Genomic DNA, 19,092 nt, shown 5'->3' on the forward strand with positions numbered 1-19,092 from the left:
CTGCCGGGATCTTCCTCACCGCACCCTGTCACCGGCCACCAGCGCCGGGCATGACCTGCCATTCCTGCCGCTGGACCGGGTGGGAGGATGGTGCTCTGTCATTCTTGCCGATGCCGCCGACAACAACGCCAGGAGATACCCGCCGGTGACCGAGACGCACGCCACAATTTCACCAGGCGCGCCGGTATTCCCGGCCGGGCGCTACGGTCGCCGTCGGGCACCGGGCGGAAAGCGCCGCCGTACGCTGCTGGCCGCGCTGGCGCTGTTGGCGCTCGTGGCGACGCTGACCGTGATCTCGGTCCGGCTCTACCGCCAGTACGGCGACCCGGTCTACGACGCCCAGGTGATCACCTACACCGACATCACGGACAAGCAGGTGCTTGTCGACTTTCGGGTGACCGTCCCGCCCGGTGGATCAGCGGTCTGTGTGCTGCGCGCCCGGGACCGTGCCGGCGCCGAGGTCGGCCGGGAACAGGTCACCGTGACCGCCGACCCCGGGGAGCGGCACGTCACGACCCAGCACCGCCTGGCCACCACGGCACGGCCGTTCATCGGCGAGGTCCTGCGCTGCCGACCACCGTCCTGAGCTGCTCGAACAGCACCAGGAACAGGGCTGACGGGGCACCTACCGACGGTGTGGGATCCGGACACCGGCGGTGATGGCCGACACGCTGTGTCGTACCGCACTGGTAACTTGGTAGTTCACCTGTCAGCCAGCCACGCACAACTGAGGAGAACGCCTGTGTCCACTGGCAACGAGGCGCCCGCCACCTGGCTGTCGCAGGACGCGTACGACCGCCTCCAGGCCGAGCTCGACGAGCACATCGCCAACCGTCCGGCGATCGCAGCTGAGATCAACGCTCGGCGCGAGGAGGGCGACCTGCGGGAGAACGGCGGCTACCACGCCGCCCGCGAGGAGCAGGGCAAGGCCGAGGGTCGCATCCGCTACCTGCAGGAGCTGCTGCGCACCGCGAAGGTCGGCGAGGCCCCGACCGCCGACGCGGTGTCGCCGGGCATGGTGGTGACGATCTACTTCGACGACGACACCAACGACACCGAGACCTTCCTGCTCGGTTCCCGGGAGATCGCGGCCACGACCGACCTGACCGTCTACAGCCCCGAGTCCGCGCTGGGCAAGGCGATCCTGGGCGGTCGGGCCGGGCAGACCTGCACCTACACGGCGCCCAGCGGCGCCGACATCAAGGTGACAGTGGTCAGCTTCGAGCCGTTCTCCGGCTGACCGCCGCCGGTCGCGTCACCCGCTGCCGGCCGCTCGACCGACCCCGGCACCCGCTGTCGAAACACCGCGTATCCGAGGCGTGGCACCCACCGGTGTCACGCCTCGGCCGCGAAGACCACCTGGTAGCCGCTGGCCCGTAGGGCACTGATCAGGGTGTCCGAGTGCTCGACGCCGCGGGTCTCCACCGACAGCGCCACCTCCACCTCGCCGAGGCTGAGGTGCGGGTTGGCCCGCTGGTGCTCCACGTCCACCACGTTGGCCCGGTGCTCGGCGATCTGGCTGAGCAGCGACGCGAGCTGCCCCGGCCGGTCCGAACAGCGGACTGTCACCCGCAGGTAGCGACCCGCCGCGGCCAACCCGTGCTCGATCACCCGCAGCATCAGCAGCGGGTCGATGTTGCCGCCGGAGAGCACCGCGACCACCGGCGTCTCCACCTCGACCACACCGGCCAGCAGCGCGGCCACACCGACCGCGCCGGCCGGCTCGACCACCTGCTTGCCCCGCTCCAGCAGCATCAGCAGGGCCCGGGAGATGTCCTCCTCGGAGACGGTGACGATCTCGTCGACCAGCTTGCGCACGTGGTTGAAGGTGATCTCGCCCGGCCGGCCGACCGCGATGCCGTCGGCGATGGTGGAGAAGACGGGCAGCCGGACCGGCTCCCCGGCCACCAGTGAGGGCGGGAACGCCGCCGCCCCGGCCGCCTGCACGCCGATGATCCGGACGTCCGGGCGCAACGCCTTCGCGGCCACCGCCATGCCCGAGATCAGACCGCCGCCACCCACCCCGGTGATGATCGTCTTCACCTCCGGGCACTGTTCGAGGATCTCCAGCGCCACGGTGCCCTGCCCGGCGATCACATCGGGGTGGTCGAACGGGTGGATCAGCACCGCGCCGGTGCGCTCGGCGTACGTGTGCGCCGCGACCAGCGACTCGTCGACGGTGTTCCCGGCCAACTCGACCTGCGCGCCGTACCCCTTGGTGGCAGCCACCTTCGGCAGCGGCGCGTTGACCGGCATGAAGACGGTGGCGTGCGTGCCGACCAGGCCGGCGGCCAGAGCCACGCCCTGCGCGTGGTTGCCGGCGCTCGCCGCGACCACGCCGCGCTCCCGCTCCGCCGCCGACAACCGGGAGATCCGCACGTACGCGCCGCGCACCTTGTACGAGCCGGCGCGCTGCACGTTCTCGCACTTGAGCCACGTCGGCCCGCCCAGCGCCGCGCTGAGCGGCCGGGAGGGCTCCAGCGGGGTGGTGCGGGTGACGCCAGCGAGCAACTCCCGTGCGGCCCGCACGTCGTCGAGACCGACCAGTTCCGTCATGCCCCGATCGTGCCACCCGACTCCGGAACCCTCGGCGGCGACACCGGAGTGCCCGACAGCGCACACACCGTCGACGGTCAGGCGGTGGCCGGCGACTCCGTGCCGACCCGGGGGTAGCCGGGGGCGTGGCGCGTCCACGGGGCAGCCATCTCGAACTGACCGGCCACACCGAGCAGCAGCAGCTCCGAGCCGGGCGGACCGACCAGCTGCACGGCGACCGGCAGGCCGTCCGGGCGGCGGCCGACCGGCACGACGACCGCCGGGAGGCCGGCGATGTTCCAGGGTGCGGCGTACGGGGCGTACCGGATGTTGGCTGTCATGTTCGCCCGCCAGGACCGCTCCGACCAGCGGGCCGCCTCCGGTGGCGCGCTGGCCAGCGCCGGTGTGAGCAGCAGGTCGACCGAGTGGTCGGTGAAGAAGTCGACCGACCGTTGCCGCCAGGCGGCACGGTCCGCCTCCCGCACGTAGCCGCGACGCTGCGCCCACTCGCCGAGCGCGACGTGCCGCCGGGTACGCCGTTGCAGGCCACGCCGGTCCAGGCCGGAGGCCCGGACGTCGGTTGCGGCCGCGGCGAACCAGGTGGCGATGCCCTGGAGGCCGAGCGCTGTCGGGTAGACCGGATCGGCCGGCACGGTGTCGTGCCCGGCCGCGGCGAGGAGCCGACCGGCGGCGGCGACCGCGTCCCGGTTGGGCGCGTCCGGTGCGACACCGCGCACCGGGGAGCGCAGCGAGACTCCCACCCGCAGCCGCTGCGGGGGAACCAACTTCTCGGGACGCCGGCCGGCGAGCACCGAGAAGCCGACCGCCGCGTCGGCGACGGTGCTGGTCAGCATGCCGTGCTCGGTGAGGCCGAACCAGTCGTCCGCCCCGAGCTGGCAGGGGACCACGCCCCGGCCGGGCTTGAGCCCGACGAGTCCGCAGCAGGCCGCGGGAATCCGGATCGAGCCGAGACCGTCGTTGGCGTGCGCGATCGGCACCAAGCCGGCGGCGACCGCGGCGGCGGCACCGCCCGAGGACCCACCGGGGGTACGCGTGCTGTCCCACGGGTTACGGGTCACCGCACTGTCGTCGTCGGTCAGCGCCCACAGCCCCAGCTCGGGCATGCGGGTCACGCCGAGGATCACCGCGCCGGCGCCGCGCAGCCGACGCACCACCTCGTGGTCGGCCTCCGCCACGTCGGTGCGGGCGGCGGCCGACCCGTTCCAGGTGGGCAGGCCGGCGACCGGGGTGTTCTCCTTGACCGCCACCGGAACCCCGGCCAACGGCAGGTTGGCCAGGTCCTCCTGCTCGTCGACCTTCTCCGCCTCGGTGATCGCCTCACCGCCACGAACGGCGCGGAACGCGGCCAGCTCACGGTCGGCTCGGGAGATGTACTCGAGGTGGTCGGCGACGACCTGGGTCGCCGATACGTCACCTCGGCGTACGCCCCGGGCGATCTGCTTTGCGGTCGCTCCGACCCAGGTCGCCATGATGTCCTGCACGGCCATCCTCCCCCAGCGGTCAGCCCAGCGCCTGCTCCAGATCGGCGAGTAGGTCGTCGACCGTCTCGATGCCGACAGACAGTCGCACGAGATCGCCGGGAACTTCAAGCGGCGAGCCGGCAGCACTTGCGTGTGTCATCCGACCCGGGTGCTCGATCAGGGATTCCACACCACCCAGCGACTCGGCGAGCACGAAGAGCTTGGCCCGGTTGCAGATGTCAACGGCGTGCTCCTCACCACCGGCGGCGCGGAACGAGATCATGCCGCCGAACCGGCGCATCTGCTTGGCGGCCACCTCGTGACCGGGGTGCGAGGGCAGCCCCGGATAGAGCACCTGGGCGACCTTGGCGTGACCGTCGAGGTACGCGGCGAGCCGCTCGGCGTTGTCGCAGTGCCGGTCCATGCGTACCCCGAGGGTCTTGATGCCCCGCAGGGTGAGCCAGGCGTCGAACGGGCCGTTGATCGCACCCATCGCGTTCTGGTGGTAGCGCAACTCCTCGCCGAGCCCGGCGTCGGCGACGACGAGCGCGCCACCGACCACGTCGGAGTGCCCGCCGACGTACTTGGTGGTGGAGTGCACCACCACGTCCGCGCCGAAGGCGATCGGCTGCTGCAGGTACGGCGAGGCGAAGGTGTTGTCCACCACCAGCAGGGCGCCCGCGTCGTGTGCCACGGCGGCCAGGGCGGCGATGTCGGCGATGCCGAGCAGCGGGTTGGTCGGCGTCTCCACCCAGACGATCTTCGTGCGGCCGGGCTGCACGGCCGCCCGGACCGCGTCCGGGTCGGAGACCTTGGCCGGGCTGAACTCCAGGCCCCAGCGCTGGGCGACCCGGGCGAAGAGCCGGTACGTGCCGCCGTACGCGTCGTCCGGGATCACCACGTGGTCGCCGGGCTGGCACACGGCCCGCAGCAGGGTGTCCTCCGCCGCGAGGCCGCTGGCGAAGGCGAGCCCCACCGGCCCGCCCTCCAGCGCCGCCAGGCACTCCTGGAGCGCGTCACGGGTCGGGTTGCCGGAGCGGCTGTACTCGTAGCCGAGGCGAGGTGCGCCGACGGCGTCCTGGGCGTACGTGCTGGTCTGGTAGATCGGTGGGATCACCGCGCCCGTGCGGGCCTCAGGGTCCTGACCGGCGTGGATGGCGAGCGTCTCGAAGCCGTGACTCATTCTGGTGAGGCTAGTGCCCCGTCCCGAGGGCTGGAACGGAACCCGCGCTCCCGGGCGAGGGTCGGGCCGGCCGGCCCGACCCTCGCGCTCCGCAGGCCGGTCAGGCGGCCGGGACGGGCAGGACGTGCAGGGTCGCCGGACGGGCTCCGGTCCAGTCCGAGGTGACCGCGTAGACCCGGGCTTCGTTCGGCGCCCAGGCCAGCCCTCCGGCACTGAGCTCATCGCCCAACTCGTAGCGGGCCTGTTCGGTGCCGTCCGCCGCGAACACGAAGACGTCCGGGGCGTAGGCCGCGTCGGCGCCGGCGGCGATCCGGGTGCCGAGACGCGACAACTCGACCGCCCGCGGGTAGGGACCGGTGGGGTACGTCGCGCTGGGGGTGGCGATGTCGGCGAACGGGAACGCCTGCACCAGCGGTGGGGAGCCGGCAGCCGTGTAGAGGGTGGAGCCGGTCGGGTCGAGGGCGACGTCGCGCAGGTTGCTGCCGACGGCCGAGAACTGGTTGGTCCGCAGCATGGTCAGCGCTCCTGCGGCACCGATGCCGTAGGCGTACACCGACGCCGGGCTCAACCCCGGCTGACCGGCGAGCAGCACCGCCCGGTTCTGACTGGCGGCGGCCAGCAGCGGAGCGTAGTAGAAGTCCTCGCTGACCACGCCGGTGCTGAGGCGGGCCGGCTGGCGTCCCAGGTCGATCCGGCCGATGTTGCCGCCCCACTGGTCACAGCCGTAGCCGAACCACAGGTACCGCCCGGTCAACGCCAGCGACGACGGGCACTCACCCGCCCCGGTGTCGTACCGGGCGGACTCGAGCAGCGAACCGGTGTCGAAGGCGGCGATGGCGTTGGCGGTGGGCAGCGCCACGTAGAGGGTCCGCCGGTCGGCGCTGAGCAGCAGGTCGGTGGGGCCGGGCAGGCCCGACAGCGTGCCGACCACAGTGCCCGTCGCGCTGGTCACCACGACATCGGTGGCGGAGCTGCCACCGCTCACGAAGACCCGGTCACCGGCCGACACCACGTCGGCCACCGTGCTCAGCGGCAGCGGGGTGGCGGTCGGCGCGGCAGCCGCCCGGGCGTGGCCCGGGGTCGCGCCGGTGAGCAGCCCGGCGGTGAGCGCCGCCAGCGCCAGGGTGATGCCTCTTCTGATCTGCAAGCTTGGTCCTTTCGGAGCATCGACGCGCACGCCGATGGCCGGGGTTGCCCCGCACTCATTCATTCACGTAGATGATTACCACAGTCGGTTCACGCGTGGGGGGCGGCGTGACCCGCGAGGCCGCCGGCATAGCCTGGCCCGATGAGCGGTTGCGTGTTCTGCGGGATCGTGACGGGCGAGGTGCCGGCGTTCCGGGTGGCCGACACCCCGGACGGGGTGGCGTTCCTGGACACCCGGCCGGTGTTCAAGGGGCACGTCCTGGTGGTGCCCCGGGTGCACCTGGTGACCCTGGCGGAGTTGCCGGCCGACCTGCTGCCCGACTACTTCGCCATGGTGCAGCGGCTGGCGGTGGCGGTGGAGACCGCTCTTGGCGCCGGTGGGACGTTCGTGGCGATGAACAACAAGGTGTCCCAATCGGTGCCCCACCTGCACACCCACGTGGTCCCGCGAACGAAGGGCGACGGCTTGCGGGGCTTCTTCTGGCCACGCACCCGGTACGACGACGACACCGAGGCCCAGACGTACGCGGACCGGATCGCGGCGGCGCTCCCCGGGAAGCCTGACTCATCCTCACGCGGGTAAGAAAGCCAGACCCTCCGGTGTTACACGCTGGGAGTGGTACGAGAGGAGATCCCCACCGTGTTTTTGCGCCGTATGAACGCCGATATGGTCTCGCCCGACCAGGCCCTTCCGGGCCGTCCGATCGCCATGCCGGTCGCCGACCGCCACGAGGTGCTGGGCACCCCGTTGAAGGGCCCGTTCCCTGAGGGCCTCCAGGTCGCGGTCTTCGGCATGGGCTGCTTCTGGGGTGCCGAGCGGCTGTTCTGGACGCTGCCCGGCGTCTACACCACCTCCGCCGGCTACGCGGGTGGCATCACCGAGAACCCGACGTACGAGGAGACGTGTTCCGGCCGGACCGGGCACGCCGAGGTCGTCCAGGTGGTGTACGACCCCACCAAGATCAACTACGAGGATCTGCTGAAGGTCTTCTGGGAGAACCACGACCCGACCCAGGGCATGCGCCAGGGCAACGACGTGGGCACCCAGTACCGCTCGGCGATCTACACGACCACCGACGAGCAGCGGACCATCGCGGAGTCGTCCCGGGACGCGTTCCAGCCGATCGTGACGCGGGCCGGCAAGGGTGAGATCACCACTGAGATCGCCCCGCTCGGCAGCTACTACTTCGCCGAGGACTACCACCAGCAGTACCTGGCACCGACCAAGAACCCGAACGGGTACTGCAACCACGGCCCGAACGGGCTGAGCTGCCCGGTCGGCGTGGCCCGAGTCGGCGGCTGACCACGACTTACCACCACACGTGTGATGCCCGGCCACCGACGAGGTGGCCGGGCATTCCCGTTCGGCCCTGTGATCGAAATCCGTTGCCGAGCCCGACGAGAACTCGATAACGTGGCCGTACACGTGAAAGGAGGTGGTCCAGACTTGTATAGCAATCGGACTCGTGAGGTGGCTGTCAGCTAGCCGCTGTCCTCGACAGTGATCGGCCTGCCGCGAGGCGGGCAAAAAGCACCATCGTCGAGACCGTGTGGCAGCGGTGCGGCGAATCCACGACAGCCACCCGACCCCCGGGGTGCCGGCCAAGTCCAGCCGGCCCGCGCACATGCGCGGAGCGCCCCGGGGGTCGCTCCATATCCGCGGGAGTGGCGATGTCCATGCGCGAGCTGGTGGTGCTGGGGACGGCCAGCCAGGCGCCGACCCGTCAGCGCAACCACAACGGGTACGTGTTGCGCTGGGACGACGAGGTGATCCTCTTCGACCCGGGTGAGGGCAGCCAGCGTCAGCTCCTGCACACCACGGTCACCGCCACCGACCTCACCCGGATCTGCGTCACCCACTTCCACGGCGACCACTGCCTGGGCCTGCCCGGCACCATCCAGCGACTCTCCCTGGACCGGGTCGCGCACCCGGTCGCCGTGCACTTTCCCTCCGGCGGCGCCGAATACTTCGCCCGGCTGCGGTACGCCACCTCCTTCCACGAGACCGCCGAGCTGCGGGTCGAGCCCATCGAGGCGGACGGGCAGCGGATCGCCCTGCGCTGCGGCACCCTGGAGGCACGCCGGCTCCGGCACCCCATCGAGACGTACGGGTACCGGCTGGTCGAGCCGGACGGGCACCGGATGCTGCCGGAGAAGCTGGCCGCGTACGGCATCGCCGGGCCGGCCGTCGGCGAGCTGATCCGCGTCGGGCACCTGGACCTCGACGGGCGCCGCGTCACCCGGGCCGAGGTGAGCGTGCCCCGGCCGGGGCAGCGGTTCGCGTTCGTGATGGACACCGGCCTCTGCGACGGGGTGTACGCCCTCGCCGAGCACGCCGACCTGCTGGTCATCGAGTCGACGTTCCTGGAGTCGGAGGCCGCGCTCGCCGCCGAGGTCGGCCACCTGACCGCGGCGCAGGCAGCCCGGGTGGCGACCGAGTCCGGGGTACGCCGACTCGTGCTCACCCACTTCTCCCAGCGCTACCCGGACCCGCGCCGGTTCCACGACGAGGCGCGCGCGCACTTCGACGGCGATCTGATCATCGCCGAGGATCTGACCACGGTGCAGCTCCCGCCGCGCCGGGTAGCCTCGGCCGGGTGACCGTCACGCTCCGCCCCGCGACCGAAGGCGACCTGATGGCGGTGGGTGCCCTGCACCAGCGCTCCCGGGTCGCCGCGTACTCCGCCTTCCTGCCGGCCGAGGCGCTGGCCGACCCGACACCGGAGGCGATGGGGCGGTACTGGGTCGAGCGGTGGATCTGGGAGCGGGACACCCACCGGATGACAGTGGCCGAGCGGGCCGGGGCGCTGGTCGGGTTCAGCCACCTGGGCCCGGACGACGAGGACGACCCCGCCACCGGCCTGCTCAACGCGATCCACCTCGACCCGGCCGAGCAGGGCCGCGGCGTCGGCCGCACCCTGATGGTGGACGCCCTGGACGCCATGCGGGCGCAGGGCTGGCGGCGTGGCGTGCTCTGGGTGCTGCGGGACAATGCCCACGCCCGCTCGTTCTACGAGCGCGGCGGCTGGACCCCCACCGGCGACGAACGCGACGAGGCGATCGGGTCGGCCCCGACCCGACAACTCCGCTACACCCGCCCCCTCTGACCAGCGCCCAGCCCAGGCCACCCCACCCCACCCCGGGCCCCACCCGATCACGTCGATCATGAAGTTGCGGTGGGCGCTTTAGGCACAGATGCCCGTATTGCACACCATCACAACTCCATGATCGACCAGGTGGGGGTTGGGGGTGGGGGGTTAGTGGGCGCCCAGGTGGGACAGGAGGTCCTGGCGGGTGAGCACGCCCTTGGGCTTGCCGTCGACCAGCACCAGGGCGGCGTCGGACTTCTCCAGCATGCCCACCGCCTCGCTCACCGGCTGACCACCACCGATCATCGGCAGCGGGTCGCCCATGTGCCGCTCGATCGTGTCGTGCAGGTGGGCCTGCCCGGTGAACAGCGCGTCGAGCAGGTCCCGCTCGGCGATCGAGCCGGCGACCTCACCGGTCACCACGGGCGGCTCGGCCTTGAGCACCGGCAGCTGCGAGACGCCGTACTCGCGCATGTAGTCGATCGCGTCGCGGACGGTCTCGGTCGGGTGCACGTGCACCAGCTCGGGCAGCCCGCCCGGCTTGCTGGCCAGCGCGTCGGCCACCGTCGGCTCTGCGCCGGAGTTGTCGAGGAAGCCGTACCGGGCCATCCACGAGTCGTTGAAGATCTTGGAGAGGTAGCCACGACCGCCGTCGGGCAGCAGCACCACCACCACGTCGTCCGGGCCGGCCCGGCGGGCGACCTCCAGGGCGGCGACCACCGCCATTCCGCAGGAACCGCCGACCAGCAGCCCCTCCTCGCGGGCCAGTCGCCGGGTCATCTCGAAGGACGCCTTGTCGGAGACCTCCACGATCTCGTCGGCGACACCCCTGTCGTACGTCTCCGGCCAGAAGTCCTCGCCGACGCCCTCCACCAGGTACGGCCGGCCGGTGCCGCCGGAGTAGACCGAGCCCTCCGGGTCGGCCCCGACGATGCGCACCCGACCCTCGGACGCCTCCTTGAGGTACCTGCCGATGCCGGAGATGGTGCCGCCGGTGCCGACGCCGGTCACGAAGTGGGTGAGCTCGCCGTCGGTCTGCTTCCACAGCTCCGGGCCGGTCGTCTCGTAGTGCGAGCGCGGGTTGGCCGGGTTGCTGTACTGGTTGGGCTTCCAGGCGCCGGGGATCTCCCGGGTCAGCCGGTCGGAGACGTTGTAATACGAGCGCGGGTCCTCCGGCGCGACGGCGGTCGGGCAGACCACCACCTCGGCGCCGTACGCCCGGAGCACGTCCTGCTTGTCCTGGCTGACCTTGTCGGGGCAGACGAAGACGCACTTGTAGCCCTTGAGCTGGGCCACCAGGGCCAGCCCGACGCCGGTGTTGCCGCTGGTCGGCTCGACGATGGTGCCGCCGGGCTTGAGCAGGCCGGCGGCCTCGGCGTCCTCCACCATCCGCAGCGCGATCCGGTCCTTCACCGAGCCGCCCGGGTTGACGTACTCCACCTTGGCCAGCACGGTGGCCTGGATGCCCTCGGTGACGTTACGCAGACGCACCAGCGGGGTGTTTCCGATCATGTCGACGACGTTGTCGTAGTACTGCACGGTGTGCCCTTCGTTGCGGCGCCGGCGGTGGCGGCCGGGAAGACGTTTGCTCACCGCCCAGCGTACGTGTCGTCAGGGCACCAGCCCCCCGGGGATGACGGAGCTGCGGCGGGCCTCCCACTCCAGGAACCGGTCGGTCTCGGCGAGCACACTGCCGGCCAACCAGGTGACCATGACCGCGTCGTCGGCCAGCCCGAAGATCGCCAGCGGGATCTCCGGGAGAAGGTCGATCGGCGAGACGATGTACGCCGTCGCCGCGGTCATCAGGGCCAGCCGAAGGCCGCCGTCGTACTCCCCCTTGGCGGTGGCCCGGATCATCCGGGGCAACGCTGCCAACCGCGTGCCGATCGACGGCCCGTTGCGCGCCCCGGCCGCCAGGGCCCGCGCCAGGGCCGTGAACGCCGCGCTGCGCTTCAGTGTCTTACCCATCGTCGCGCTCCTCTCCGCCGGATCAGCGTGGCGGGTCGGCGCAAGTCGGCCGGCCTCTGGAACCCAGGTACCCCGTCGCGTCGGTTTCCAGGCACCCGGGTGCCGTCACGACGACAGCGGTGTGTCGGGCCAGCGCGATAATGTCGCGGTATGGGGGTGGCACATTCCGTCGTACCCGGTGGTGAGCGCTGGCGGCAGGCCCGGCGGTTCGTCCGGCTGGCCGCCATCGGGACAGGCGCCACCGCGGCGGCCGCGGTGGCGACCGGCGGGGTGCTGGTCGGTCAGGCCCGTCAGGCTCGACGGACCATCCCGATGGCCGAGGCGCCGCCGCCCCGCTGCGACGGGATGTACGGCGCGAAGTTCCCCGGTCCGGCGCTCACCATGGTCGTGCTCGGTGACTCGTCGGCGGCCGGCTACGGGGTGCACCGCCGTCGGGAGACGCCCGGGGCGCTGCTCGCCACCGGCCTGTCCCGTCGACTGCACCGGCCGGTGCAGCTGCACCGCTTCGCGGTGGTCGGCGCCATCTCGGCCGCGCTGCGCCACCAGGTGGAGGCGGCGCTGGAGTGCCAACCCGACATCGCGGTGATCCTCATCGGCGGCAACGACATCACCAACCGCACCCCGCGCGGCCTGGCGGTGCGCTATCTGGTCGAGACGGTGCACACCCTGCGCGACGCGGGGTGCGAGGTGGTCGTCGGCACCTGCCCCGACCTGGGCGCGATCCGTCCGATCCAGCCACCTCTGCGCTGGCTGGCGCACCGCTGGAGCCGCCAGCTCGCCGCCGCTCAGACGGTGGCCGTGGTCGAGGCGGGCGGGTGGACGGTCTCCCTCGGTGACCTGCTCGGCCCCCGGTTCGCGGCCGAGCCGACCCGGATGTTCGCCTGGGACCGGTTCCATCCCTCCGCCGAGGGGTACGCGATGGCCGCCGCCGCACTCCTGCCGACGATGCTCTCCGCCCTCGGCGCGACCCCGGAACGACGGGCCACACCGACGCTCGGCGACGGCGTACGGTCGCTGCCGAAGGCCGCGCAGGAGGCGGCTCGACACGCCGGCACGGAGGTCAGCGGCGTCCAGGTCCGGGGCCGCGACCGAGGGCCGGCAGGCCGGTGGGCGCAGCTGCGCCGACGGGCGTTCTTCGGTGTCGGCGCGGTGCCGCAGCACGGGCCCGCCTCGGGCACCTCGACAGTGGAGGGACTGGCATGAACGAGCGCAGCGCGCGGAGCGTGACCTCCGGCCTCGCCGGCCGACTGGGTCGGGCGGCGGCGATCTCGCTGTTCGCCGGCACCGTCGGGGGCGCCGCCGTCCTCGCTGGCGAGGCGTTCATCGCCCGGCACCGACGCTATGCCGAACCGGAGCTCGGCCTGGCCCTGCGCGCCACGATCGGCCGGGCGGGCGCTGCCCCGCTGCGACTGGTGTTGCTGGGCGACTCGTCGGCACTGGGCGTCGGTGTCGACCGTCTGGAGGACACCATCGGCGGGCAGTTGGCCAACCTGCTCGCCGAGGGCCCGACCGGCCGCCGGGTGCACCTGTCCAGCGTCGGCGTCTCCGGGTCCCGCTCGACGGACCTCGCCACCCAGGTGGCCCGGGCCCTGCTCGGTGAGCGGCCCGACGTGGCGTTGATCCTGATCGGCGCGAACGACGCCACCGGGCTGCGCAGGCCCTCCGACGCGGCGGCCTATCTCGGCGCGGCGGTGCACCGCCTGCGTGAGGCGCGCGTCGAGGTGGTGGTGGGCACCTGCCCCGACCTCGGGGCGGTGCGTGCCATCGCACCTCCGCTGCGCCAGGTGGTCGGCTGGTCCGGGCGTCGGGTGGCCCGCGCGCAGACCACTGCCGTGCTGGAGGCGGGCGGCTCGGTGGTCGACCTGGCCACCGAGACCGGGCCGGTGTTCCGGGCCGACGCCGGGACGCTCTGCCAGGACGGCTTCCACCCCTCCGCCGACGGTTACCGGGTGTGGGCGCACGCGCTGCTGCCCGCCGTCGTCGCCGCGGCGGCGGCCACGACCCGGCGCTAGATCGTCCCGGCCAGGGTGACATTTCCCGCCGCGCCGGCTTCTTCCGCGCCATGTTACCGGCGGGTTAACGTTGGTCCATGCCGATTGAGTCGTCCCGCGACGCCGTCATCGTCGCCACCGCCCGCTCCCCCATCGGCCGGGCGCACAAGGGGTCCCTGCGCGACGTCCGCTCCGACGACCTCGCCGCGACCATCGTCCAGGCCGCGCTGGACAAGATCCCCGCGCTCGATCCGACCACGATCGACGACCTCTACCTCGGGTGCGGCCTGCCCGGCGGCGAGCAGGGCTTCAACATGGCCCGGGTGGTGTCCACCCTCCTCGGTCTGGACACTGTCCCCGGCGCCACGCTGACCCGCTACTGCGCCTCCTCGTTGCAGACCACCCGGATGGCGATGCACGCGATCCGGGCCGGCGAGGGCGACGTGTTCGTCTCCGCCGGGGTGGAGATGGTCTCCCGCTACGCCCGGGGCAGCTCCGACGGGCTACCGCCAGAGGCGCAGGCCCTGGTCGGCGGCGGCTGGGAGAACCCCCGCTTCGGGCCGGCCGGTGAGCGCTCGAAGCGCCGCGCACAGGGCGGCGCCGAGGTGTGGACCGACCCGCGTGAGGCCGGGGAACTGCCCGACATCTACCTGACCATGGGGCAGACCGCGGAGAACCTGGCCCAGGTGTACGACGTCACCCGCGCCGACATGGACGAGTTCGGCGTACGCAGCCAGAACCTCGCCGAGAAGGCCATCGCCGACGGTTTCTGGGCCCGGGAGATCACCCCGGTCACCACGCCGGACGGCACCGTGGTGAGCACCGACGACGGGCCCCGGGCCGGCGTCACCCTCGACGCGGTCGCCGGCCTGAAGCCGGTGTTCCGCCCGGACGGTCGAATCACCGCCGGCAACTGCTGCCCGCTCAACGACGGCGCCGCCGCCGTGGTGGTGATGAGCGCCCAGAGGGCCGAGGAGCTCGGGCTCACCCCGCTGGCCCGGATCGTCTCGACCGGTGTGACCGCCCTGTCGCCGGAGATCATGGGTCTCGGGCCGGTCGAGGCGTCCCGGCAGGCGCTGCGCCGAGCCGGCATGACCATCGACGACGTCGACCTCGTCGAGATCAACGAGGCGTTCGCCGCGCAGGTCATCCCCTCCTACCGCGAGCTGGGCATTCCGGAGGAGAAGCTGAACGTGATGGGCGGGGCCATCGCGGTCGGCCACCCGTTCGGCATGACCGGCGCCCGGATCACCGGCACCCTGCTCAACGCACTGGAGTGGCACGACAAGACCATCGGTCTGGAGACCATGTGCGTGGGCGGTGGCCAGGGCATGGCCATGGTGCTCGAACGGCTCAACTGAGCCGAGCTGCCTCAGAGCGCGCTGCGGGTCGCCGTCACCTCGGCGGCGGCCCGGCTCAGCGCCTCGTCCCCCGGGTCGGCGGCCAGCAGGTCCGCCGTGACCACCCGCAGCTGATCGGGTAGGGCCAGGTCGTTGTCGAGCCGGGGCACCACCCGACGGGGCTCCCCCTCGGCGTCGGCGGCCAGGTTGGCGACCTCCTGCACCAGGCGGTGCACCAGGTCGGCGCGGGACACGTTGCCGGCGGTCGCGACCGCCGCCCACCGGGGCTGCTGCCAGTGCGCGATCTGACGGACCAGCAACTGCACGGCCTTGTCCAACTCCGCTGCGCTCATCGCCGCCGAGTCTACGGCCGACACCGACCGCGCCGGGTGGGGCCGGTCAGCGGCGCAGGTAACTGAGCAGCCGCAGCAACTGCCAGTAGAGGAAGACCAACCCGGTGAGCAGGCCGAACGCGCTCAGCCACGCGTACCGACGGGCTCGGCCGTCGCGCACCGAGCGTTCGACGAGATCGAAGTCGAGGATGAAGCTGAACGCCCCGGCGATGATGGCCACCACCGAGAAGGCGTACGGCAACCAGCCGACCTCCCCGCTGACGCTGTAGACCTCCAGGCCCGGCCGCCCGGAGATCAGGTACGACACCAGGTTGACCACGCTGAGCACGGCGATGCCGAGCAGGGTGCCGATCACCAGGCGGGCCAGCCGAGGCGTCGCCCGGATCACCCGGGCCCGGTAGAGCGCCGCCATGCCGAGGAAGACGCCGAAGGTGCCGGCCACGGCCTGCACCACGATGCCCGGGTAGACCTGCTCGAAGGTGCGGCTCGCCACCCCCAGCAGCAGGCCCTGGAGGACCGCGTAGCCGACGATCGGCACCGGGTTGGTGATCGCTCGCAACGAGATGACCAGGACCAGCGCGATCGAGGCGAGCGCGCTGCCGGCCAACGCGGCGCCCAGCCACACGGCGTCGGGGATCACCGCCCAGGACACCGCGGCGGTCGCGCCGGTCACGAGCAGCAACCCGACGGTACGGACCACCACGTCGTCGACGGTCATCGGCTCGACGTCGCGGGCGCCGAGCACCCGTGCCTCCACCCGGCCGGGCTCGTCCAGCCGGTTGAGCACCGGGTTGTTGCTGCGCACCGCCGCCTCCTTCGCCCGCGTACCCCCAGGGCATGTGTCCTCGCAGTCACTCTGCCCCGGGCGGACCGCCGGCGGCGGGCAAACGGCGCGGACGACGGCGCCCGCCCCCACCGGAGTGGGGACGGGCGCCGGTCGGCAGTGCGGACGAGGTCAGTCGTCGCCCTGGAAGTAGCTCAGCAGGCGCAGGATCTCGATGTAGAGCCAGACCAGGCTGACCAGGATGCCGAACGCGGCCACCCAGGAGTAGCGCTGCGGCAGGCCCATCCGGACGCCGTCCTCGATCTCCTTGAAGCTGAGCACGAAGCTCAGCGAGGCGACCACGATGCAGACCAGGCTGAAGCCGATGGCCAGCGGGCTGCCGTCACGCAGACCGGTGTTGACGCCGAACAGCGCCAGCACCAGGTTGATCATCATGACGGCGAAGAGGCCGACCATCACCGCGATCATGCCCTTGACGAAGGCCGGGGTGGCCCGGATGACCTTCGCCTTGTAGAGCATCGCCATCAGGAAGAAGATGCCGAAGCTGGCCACGGCGGCCTGGAGCACGATGCCGTCGTAACGCGTCTCGAACGCCTTGCTGACCATGCCGACGAACACACCCTCGACGACCGCGTACGCGATCACGAGCGCCGGGTTGGCCATCCGGGAGAACGAAATGATCAAGCCGAGGACCAGGCCGACCACCGCCGCGCCGATCCACGCGGTACCGACCAGCGCGTCGGGCACGAGCACCCAGGCGGCCGCGGCGGTGATGCCAAGGATGCCGAGCAGAGCGACCGTCTTGACGACCACGTCGTCGACGGTCATCGGCGCCACGGTCGGCGGCGCGGCCGGGTATCCGGCCTGGGACGGGTACTGCTGGGGAATGCCGGGCTGTCCGTACGGCCCGGCCGGGGCGTACCCGGCGGAGCGCTCCCGCTCGGCCGCCTGGCCGAGCCGGGCGAGCACCGGGTTCGAGGTCTTCACTGTCTGGCCTCCCTCAGGGGGTCGTTTGCACGTGAACGTGCCCTCCAAGAGTAGACGGCACAGCCAAGTCCTGGAGATCACGAATGAGAATGTGTGAGTCGACCGGTGCCCGGGGCGGGGGTCGAACCCGCACGCCTTTCGGCAGCCGCTTTTAAGGCGGCCGTGTCTGCCTTTCCACCACCCGGGCGAGTGGCACCGGCGCGCCGACACGCCTGGTGCAGTGTCACCGTAGCCGGTCTGCGGCGACCCGGCGTACCCCGCCGGCCTGGCCACATTAGGGTCGATGCCGTGAGCAGCGCAGCCCCCACGGCCCCCGACGCCGCCCCTGAGCAGGCATTCCGCCTCGCCGATCAGGTCAACCGCCGATCCCGGGCCACCCGGCTGCTGGCCGCCGTCCGTCGCCACCGGGCGGACCTGCTGGCCGCTCTGATCTTCGCGCTGCTGGCGGGCTGGCTCACCCACGGGCTGTGGCCCGAGCCGGGCGCCCGCATTCTGGCGCTCAACCCGGAGGACCAGGCCCTCTACGAGTGGTTCCTGGCGGTGGACGCCCGCGCGCTGCTCGGCGACTTCGACCTGCTCACCGACAGGCTCAACGCTCCCGACGGTGTGAACCTGATGGCCAACACCACGGTGATCGCCCTCGGCGTCCTCTTCGCGCCGGTCACCCTGCTGCTGGGCGCACCTGTCACCTTCGCGCTGCTCGCCGCCGGCAACCTCGCCGGCACCGCACTCGCCTGGTACCTGCTCTACCACCGGACGCTGCGCGTCCGCCGGGTGGCCGCCGCACTCGGCGGCGGGCTGTGCGGATTCGGACCCGGCATGGTGTCGCAGACCAACAGTCACCTGCACATGACCGCCCAGTGGCTGGTGCCGGTGATCGTCTGGCTGGTGGTCCGGCTGCTGCGGGCGGCCGACCCGGGGCCCGGGGCCCCCGACCAGGCCGGCAACACCCGAGCCAGCGGGCCGGACCGTCGTCGGCTGTTCACCTCCGCGGCGGGGCTGGCCGGCGTGATCAGCGCGCAGGTCTTCATCGGCGAGGAGGTGCTCTTCCTCGCCGCGATCACGCTGCTGGTGATGGCGATCAGCTACGCCGTGGCGGACCGGGACCTGGCCCGCCGGGCGCTCCCCGGGTTCGCCGGCGGGTTGGCGATCGCCGCCGGGCTCGCCCTGCTGGTGCTCGGCTACCCGCTGTGGTTCCAGTTCGCCGGGCCGCAGGGAGTCGCCGACGGGATGTTCACCCCGGCGTACTTCTCGGCCGACCTGAGCAGTTGGTGGGCGCTCTCGCCGCTGTCGGTGGCCGGCGGCGACGAATCCGCCCGGCTGACCACCGGCCCCGCCGAGTACAACACCTTCCTCGGCTGGCCACTGCTGCTGGTCGCCGCGGTCTGCGCGATCTGGGCGGGGCGACGCCGCCTGGTCTTCGCCTGCGTCGCGGCGGGCCTGGTGATGGGGGCGCTCTCGCTCGGCCCCGAGGTGGTGCTCGGCGGCACCAGGACGGCGATCCCCGGCCCGTACGCCCTGATCGGAGGGCTGCCGGTGGTGGACGGGGCGTTGCCGATGCGGTTCGCCCTGGCGTTGCTGCCGATCGTCGCGACGCTGCTGGTGCTCGCTGTCGACCGGGCCCTGCGCAGTTCCGGTCGGGCGCGCCGGCTGGTGCCCCTGGCCGTCGGAGTGGCGCTGCTGCCGATCTTCCCGACCCCCCTGCCGACCGCCGGACGACCCGCCGTGCCGGAGTTCATCACCGGTGGCCACTGGCGGCAGTGCGTACCGTCGGGCGGGGTGCTGGTCCCGGTGCCACTGCCCACCCCGAAGGAGCCCTGGCCGATGCGCTGGGCGACCGCCGCCGACGCCGGCTTCGGGCTGCCGGAAGGCTTCTTCATCGGCCCGTACGGGAGGGGCGGCACCGCGGCGATGGGCACCTTCAAACAGCCCACCTCCGCGCTACTGGCGGATGTCGCACGGCGCGGCGACCAACCGGCCATCGGCGACGAGCAGCGCCGCCAGGCCGTCCGCGACGCCGACTTCTGGGGCGCCTCCTGCGTGGCGTTGACCGACGACGCCCCCCACGCCGAGGCGCTGCGCGCCACCCTGGAGCAGCTCTACGGCCCACCCACCCGCATCGCGGACGCCTGGACGTGGCGGGTCTAGACCAACGAAAACCCCGCCGATCTTGCACTTTCTGTCCGGACAAGACGCACCAGAAGGTGCATTACAGCATCCGGAAGTGCAAGATCG

At 72.2% G+C, this 19,092-nt stretch carries 19 protein-coding genes and 1 tRNA gene; 10 read left to right on the forward strand and 10 right to left on the reverse strand.

The window, feature by feature from the left end; genetic code table 11:
- The first annotated feature begins 145 nt into the window (after nucleotides 1–145).
- Both ABTW72_RS24115 and greA read left to right on the forward strand, forming a co-directional pair.
- Nucleotides 146–586, forward strand: coding sequence for a DUF4307 domain-containing protein (locus tag ABTW72_RS24115; protein ID WP_350862046.1), 441 nt, complete (start codon nucleotides 146–148; stop codon nucleotides 584–586).
- 156 nt (nucleotides 587–742) lie between these two features.
- On the forward strand, nucleotides 743–1,240 hold the full coding sequence (gene greA, locus ABTW72_RS24120; RefSeq protein WP_091394193.1) for a transcription elongation factor GreA: 498 nt from the start codon (nucleotides 743–745) through the stop codon (nucleotides 1,238–1,240).
- A gap of 95 nt (nucleotides 1,241–1,335) precedes the next feature.
- Here the strand turns inward: greA and ilvA are convergent, their stop codons facing one another.
- The 4 genes from ilvA to ABTW72_RS24140 form a co-directional block, all read right to left on the reverse strand.
- Nucleotides 1,336–2,556, reverse strand: coding sequence for a threonine ammonia-lyase (ilvA, locus tag ABTW72_RS24125; protein ID WP_091397178.1), 1,221 nt, complete (start codon nucleotides 2,554–2,556; stop codon nucleotides 1,336–1,338).
- 77 nt (nucleotides 2,557–2,633) lie between these two features.
- Nucleotides 2,634–4,043, reverse strand: a complete 1,410-nt coding sequence (locus tag ABTW72_RS24130) for an amidase (protein WP_112733108.1) — start codon at nucleotides 4,041–4,043, stop codon at nucleotides 2,634–2,636.
- 13 nt (nucleotides 4,044–4,056) lie between these two features.
- Nucleotides 4,057–5,199 carry a cystathionine gamma-synthase gene (locus ABTW72_RS24135; RefSeq protein ID WP_350862049.1) on the reverse strand — a complete coding sequence of 381 codons (1,143 nt, stop codon included), beginning with the start codon at nucleotides 5,197–5,199 and terminating at the stop codon, nucleotides 4,057–4,059.
- Nucleotides 5,200–5,299: 100 nt separating this feature from the next.
- Nucleotides 5,300–6,346, reverse strand: a complete 1,047-nt coding sequence (locus ABTW72_RS24140; RefSeq protein WP_350862051.1) for a YncE family protein — start codon at nucleotides 6,344–6,346, stop codon at nucleotides 5,300–5,302.
- A gap of 141 nt (nucleotides 6,347–6,487) precedes the next feature.
- Here ABTW72_RS24140 and ABTW72_RS24145 point away from each other — a divergent pair, with 141 nt between their 5' ends.
- The 4 genes from ABTW72_RS24145 (at nucleotide 6,488) to ABTW72_RS24160 (ending at nucleotide 9,452) form a co-directional block, all read left to right on the forward strand.
- Entirely contained in the window at nucleotides 6,488–6,928 is a 441-nt protein-coding gene (locus tag ABTW72_RS24145; protein WP_350862053.1) for an HIT family protein, read from the forward strand.
- 57 nt (nucleotides 6,929–6,985) lie between these two features.
- Complete coding sequence (msrA, locus tag ABTW72_RS24150) at nucleotides 6,986–7,648, forward strand: peptide-methionine (S)-S-oxide reductase MsrA (protein ID WP_350862055.1); 663 nt, start codon at nucleotides 6,986–6,988, stop codon at nucleotides 7,646–7,648.
- 368 nt (nucleotides 7,649–8,016) lie between these two features.
- Entirely contained in the window at nucleotides 8,017–8,946 is a 930-nt protein-coding gene (locus ABTW72_RS24155; protein WP_350862057.1) for a ribonuclease Z, read from the forward strand.
- Entirely contained in the window at nucleotides 8,943–9,452 is a 510-nt protein-coding gene (locus tag ABTW72_RS24160) for a GNAT family N-acetyltransferase (RefSeq protein WP_350862059.1), read from the forward strand. The genes ABTW72_RS24155 and ABTW72_RS24160 overlap by 4 nt, the downstream gene beginning before the upstream one ends.
- Nucleotides 9,453–9,602: 150 nt before the next feature.
- Here the strand turns inward: ABTW72_RS24160 and ABTW72_RS24165 are convergent, their stop codons facing one another.
- Both ABTW72_RS24165 and ABTW72_RS24170 read right to left on the reverse strand, forming a co-directional pair.
- Complete coding sequence (locus ABTW72_RS24165) at nucleotides 9,603–10,973, reverse strand: cystathionine beta-synthase (protein WP_210787667.1); 1,371 nt, start codon at nucleotides 10,971–10,973, stop codon at nucleotides 9,603–9,605.
- Between the two features lie 72 nt (nucleotides 10,974–11,045).
- Complete coding sequence (locus ABTW72_RS24170) at nucleotides 11,046–11,402, reverse strand: YkvA family protein (protein WP_030328742.1); 357 nt, start codon at nucleotides 11,400–11,402, stop codon at nucleotides 11,046–11,048.
- Between the two features lie 150 nt (nucleotides 11,403–11,552).
- On the opposite strand from ABTW72_RS24170, the gene ABTW72_RS24175 reads away from it, so the two are divergent.
- The 3 genes from ABTW72_RS24175 (at nucleotide 11,553) to ABTW72_RS24185 (ending at nucleotide 14,754) form a co-directional block, all read left to right on the forward strand.
- Nucleotides 11,553–12,605: an SGNH/GDSL hydrolase family protein gene (locus ABTW72_RS24175; RefSeq protein WP_350862061.1), complete on the forward strand. Its 1,053-nt coding sequence runs from the start codon at nucleotides 11,553–11,555 to the stop codon at nucleotides 12,603–12,605.
- Nucleotides 12,602–13,414: an SGNH/GDSL hydrolase family protein gene (locus tag ABTW72_RS24180; protein ID WP_350862063.1), complete on the forward strand. Its 813-nt coding sequence runs from the start codon at nucleotides 12,602–12,604 to the stop codon at nucleotides 13,412–13,414. Before ABTW72_RS24175 ends, ABTW72_RS24180 begins: the two co-directional genes overlap by 4 nt.
- 77 nt (nucleotides 13,415–13,491) lie before the next feature.
- Nucleotides 13,492–14,754 (forward strand): acetyl-CoA C-acetyltransferase, encoded by a 1,263-nt coding sequence (locus ABTW72_RS24185; RefSeq protein ID WP_112582469.1) that lies wholly within the window; start codon nucleotides 13,492–13,494, stop codon nucleotides 14,752–14,754.
- A gap of 11 nt (nucleotides 14,755–14,765) precedes the next feature.
- Here the strand turns inward: ABTW72_RS24185 and ABTW72_RS24190 are convergent, their stop codons facing one another.
- From ABTW72_RS24190 to ABTW72_RS24205, 4 genes are all read right to left on the reverse strand, one after another.
- Nucleotides 14,766–15,086 carry a hypothetical protein gene (locus tag ABTW72_RS24190; protein WP_112582470.1) on the reverse strand — a complete coding sequence of 107 codons (321 nt, stop codon included), beginning with the start codon at nucleotides 15,084–15,086 and terminating at the stop codon, nucleotides 14,766–14,768.
- Between the two features lie 46 nt (nucleotides 15,087–15,132).
- A complete protein-coding gene (locus tag ABTW72_RS24195) occupies nucleotides 15,133–15,891 on the reverse strand; it encodes a Bax inhibitor-1/YccA family protein (protein WP_350862065.1) in 759 nt (252 codons plus the stop codon).
- 150 nt (nucleotides 15,892–16,041) lie between these two features.
- Nucleotides 16,042–16,857 carry a Bax inhibitor-1/YccA family protein gene (locus ABTW72_RS24200; protein WP_091394231.1) on the reverse strand — a complete coding sequence of 272 codons (816 nt, stop codon included), beginning with the start codon at nucleotides 16,855–16,857 and terminating at the stop codon, nucleotides 16,042–16,044.
- A 106-nt stretch (nucleotides 16,858–16,963) separates the two neighbouring features.
- Nucleotides 16,964–17,044, reverse strand: a tRNA-Leu gene (locus tag ABTW72_RS24205).
- A 101-nt stretch (nucleotides 17,045–17,145) separates the two neighbouring features.
- Here ABTW72_RS24205 and ABTW72_RS24210 point away from each other — a divergent pair.
- Nucleotides 17,146–19,005, forward strand: coding sequence for a hypothetical protein (locus tag ABTW72_RS24210; RefSeq protein ID WP_350862066.1), 1,860 nt, complete (start codon nucleotides 17,146–17,148; stop codon nucleotides 19,003–19,005).
- Nucleotides 19,006–19,092 lie beyond the last annotated feature (87 nt).

The sequence above is a fragment of the Micromonospora sp. NPDC127501 genome (assembly GCF_040302185.1).
Taxonomy (GTDB): domain Bacteria; phylum Actinomycetota; class Actinomycetes; order Mycobacteriales; family Micromonosporaceae; genus Micromonospora.

Coding starts and splice junctions, on each gene's coding strand:
- ilvA (WP_091397178.1), bottom strand. CDS start 2,556: ATGACGGAACTGGTCGGTCTCGACGACGTGCGGGCCGCACGGGAGTTG.
- ABTW72_RS24130 (WP_112733108.1), bottom strand. CDS start 4,043: ATGGCCGTGCAGGACATCATGGCGACCTGGGTCGGAGCGACCGCAAAG.
- ABTW72_RS24135 (WP_350862049.1), bottom strand. CDS start 5,199: ATGAGTCACGGCTTCGAGACGCTCGCCATCCACGCCGGTCAGGACCCT.
- ABTW72_RS24145 (WP_350862053.1), top strand. CDS start 6,488: ATGAGCGGTTGCGTGTTCTGCGGGATCGTGACGGGCGAGGTGCCGGCG.
- ABTW72_RS24155 (WP_350862057.1), top strand. CDS start 8,017: ATGTCCATGCGCGAGCTGGTGGTGCTGGGGACGGCCAGCCAGGCGCCG.
- ABTW72_RS24170 (WP_030328742.1), bottom strand. CDS start 11,402: ATGGGTAAGACACTGAAGCGCAGCGCGGCGTTCACGGCCCTGGCGCGG.
- ABTW72_RS24175 (WP_350862061.1), top strand. CDS start 11,553: ATGGGGGTGGCACATTCCGTCGTACCCGGTGGTGAGCGCTGGCGGCAG.
- ABTW72_RS24180 (WP_350862063.1), top strand. CDS start 12,602: ATGAACGAGCGCAGCGCGCGGAGCGTGACCTCCGGCCTCGCCGGCCGA.
- ABTW72_RS24185 (WP_112582469.1), top strand. CDS start 13,492: ATGCCGATTGAGTCGTCCCGCGACGCCGTCATCGTCGCCACCGCCCGC.
- ABTW72_RS24190 (WP_112582470.1), bottom strand. CDS start 15,086: ATGAGCGCAGCGGAGTTGGACAAGGCCGTGCAGTTGCTGGTCCGTCAG.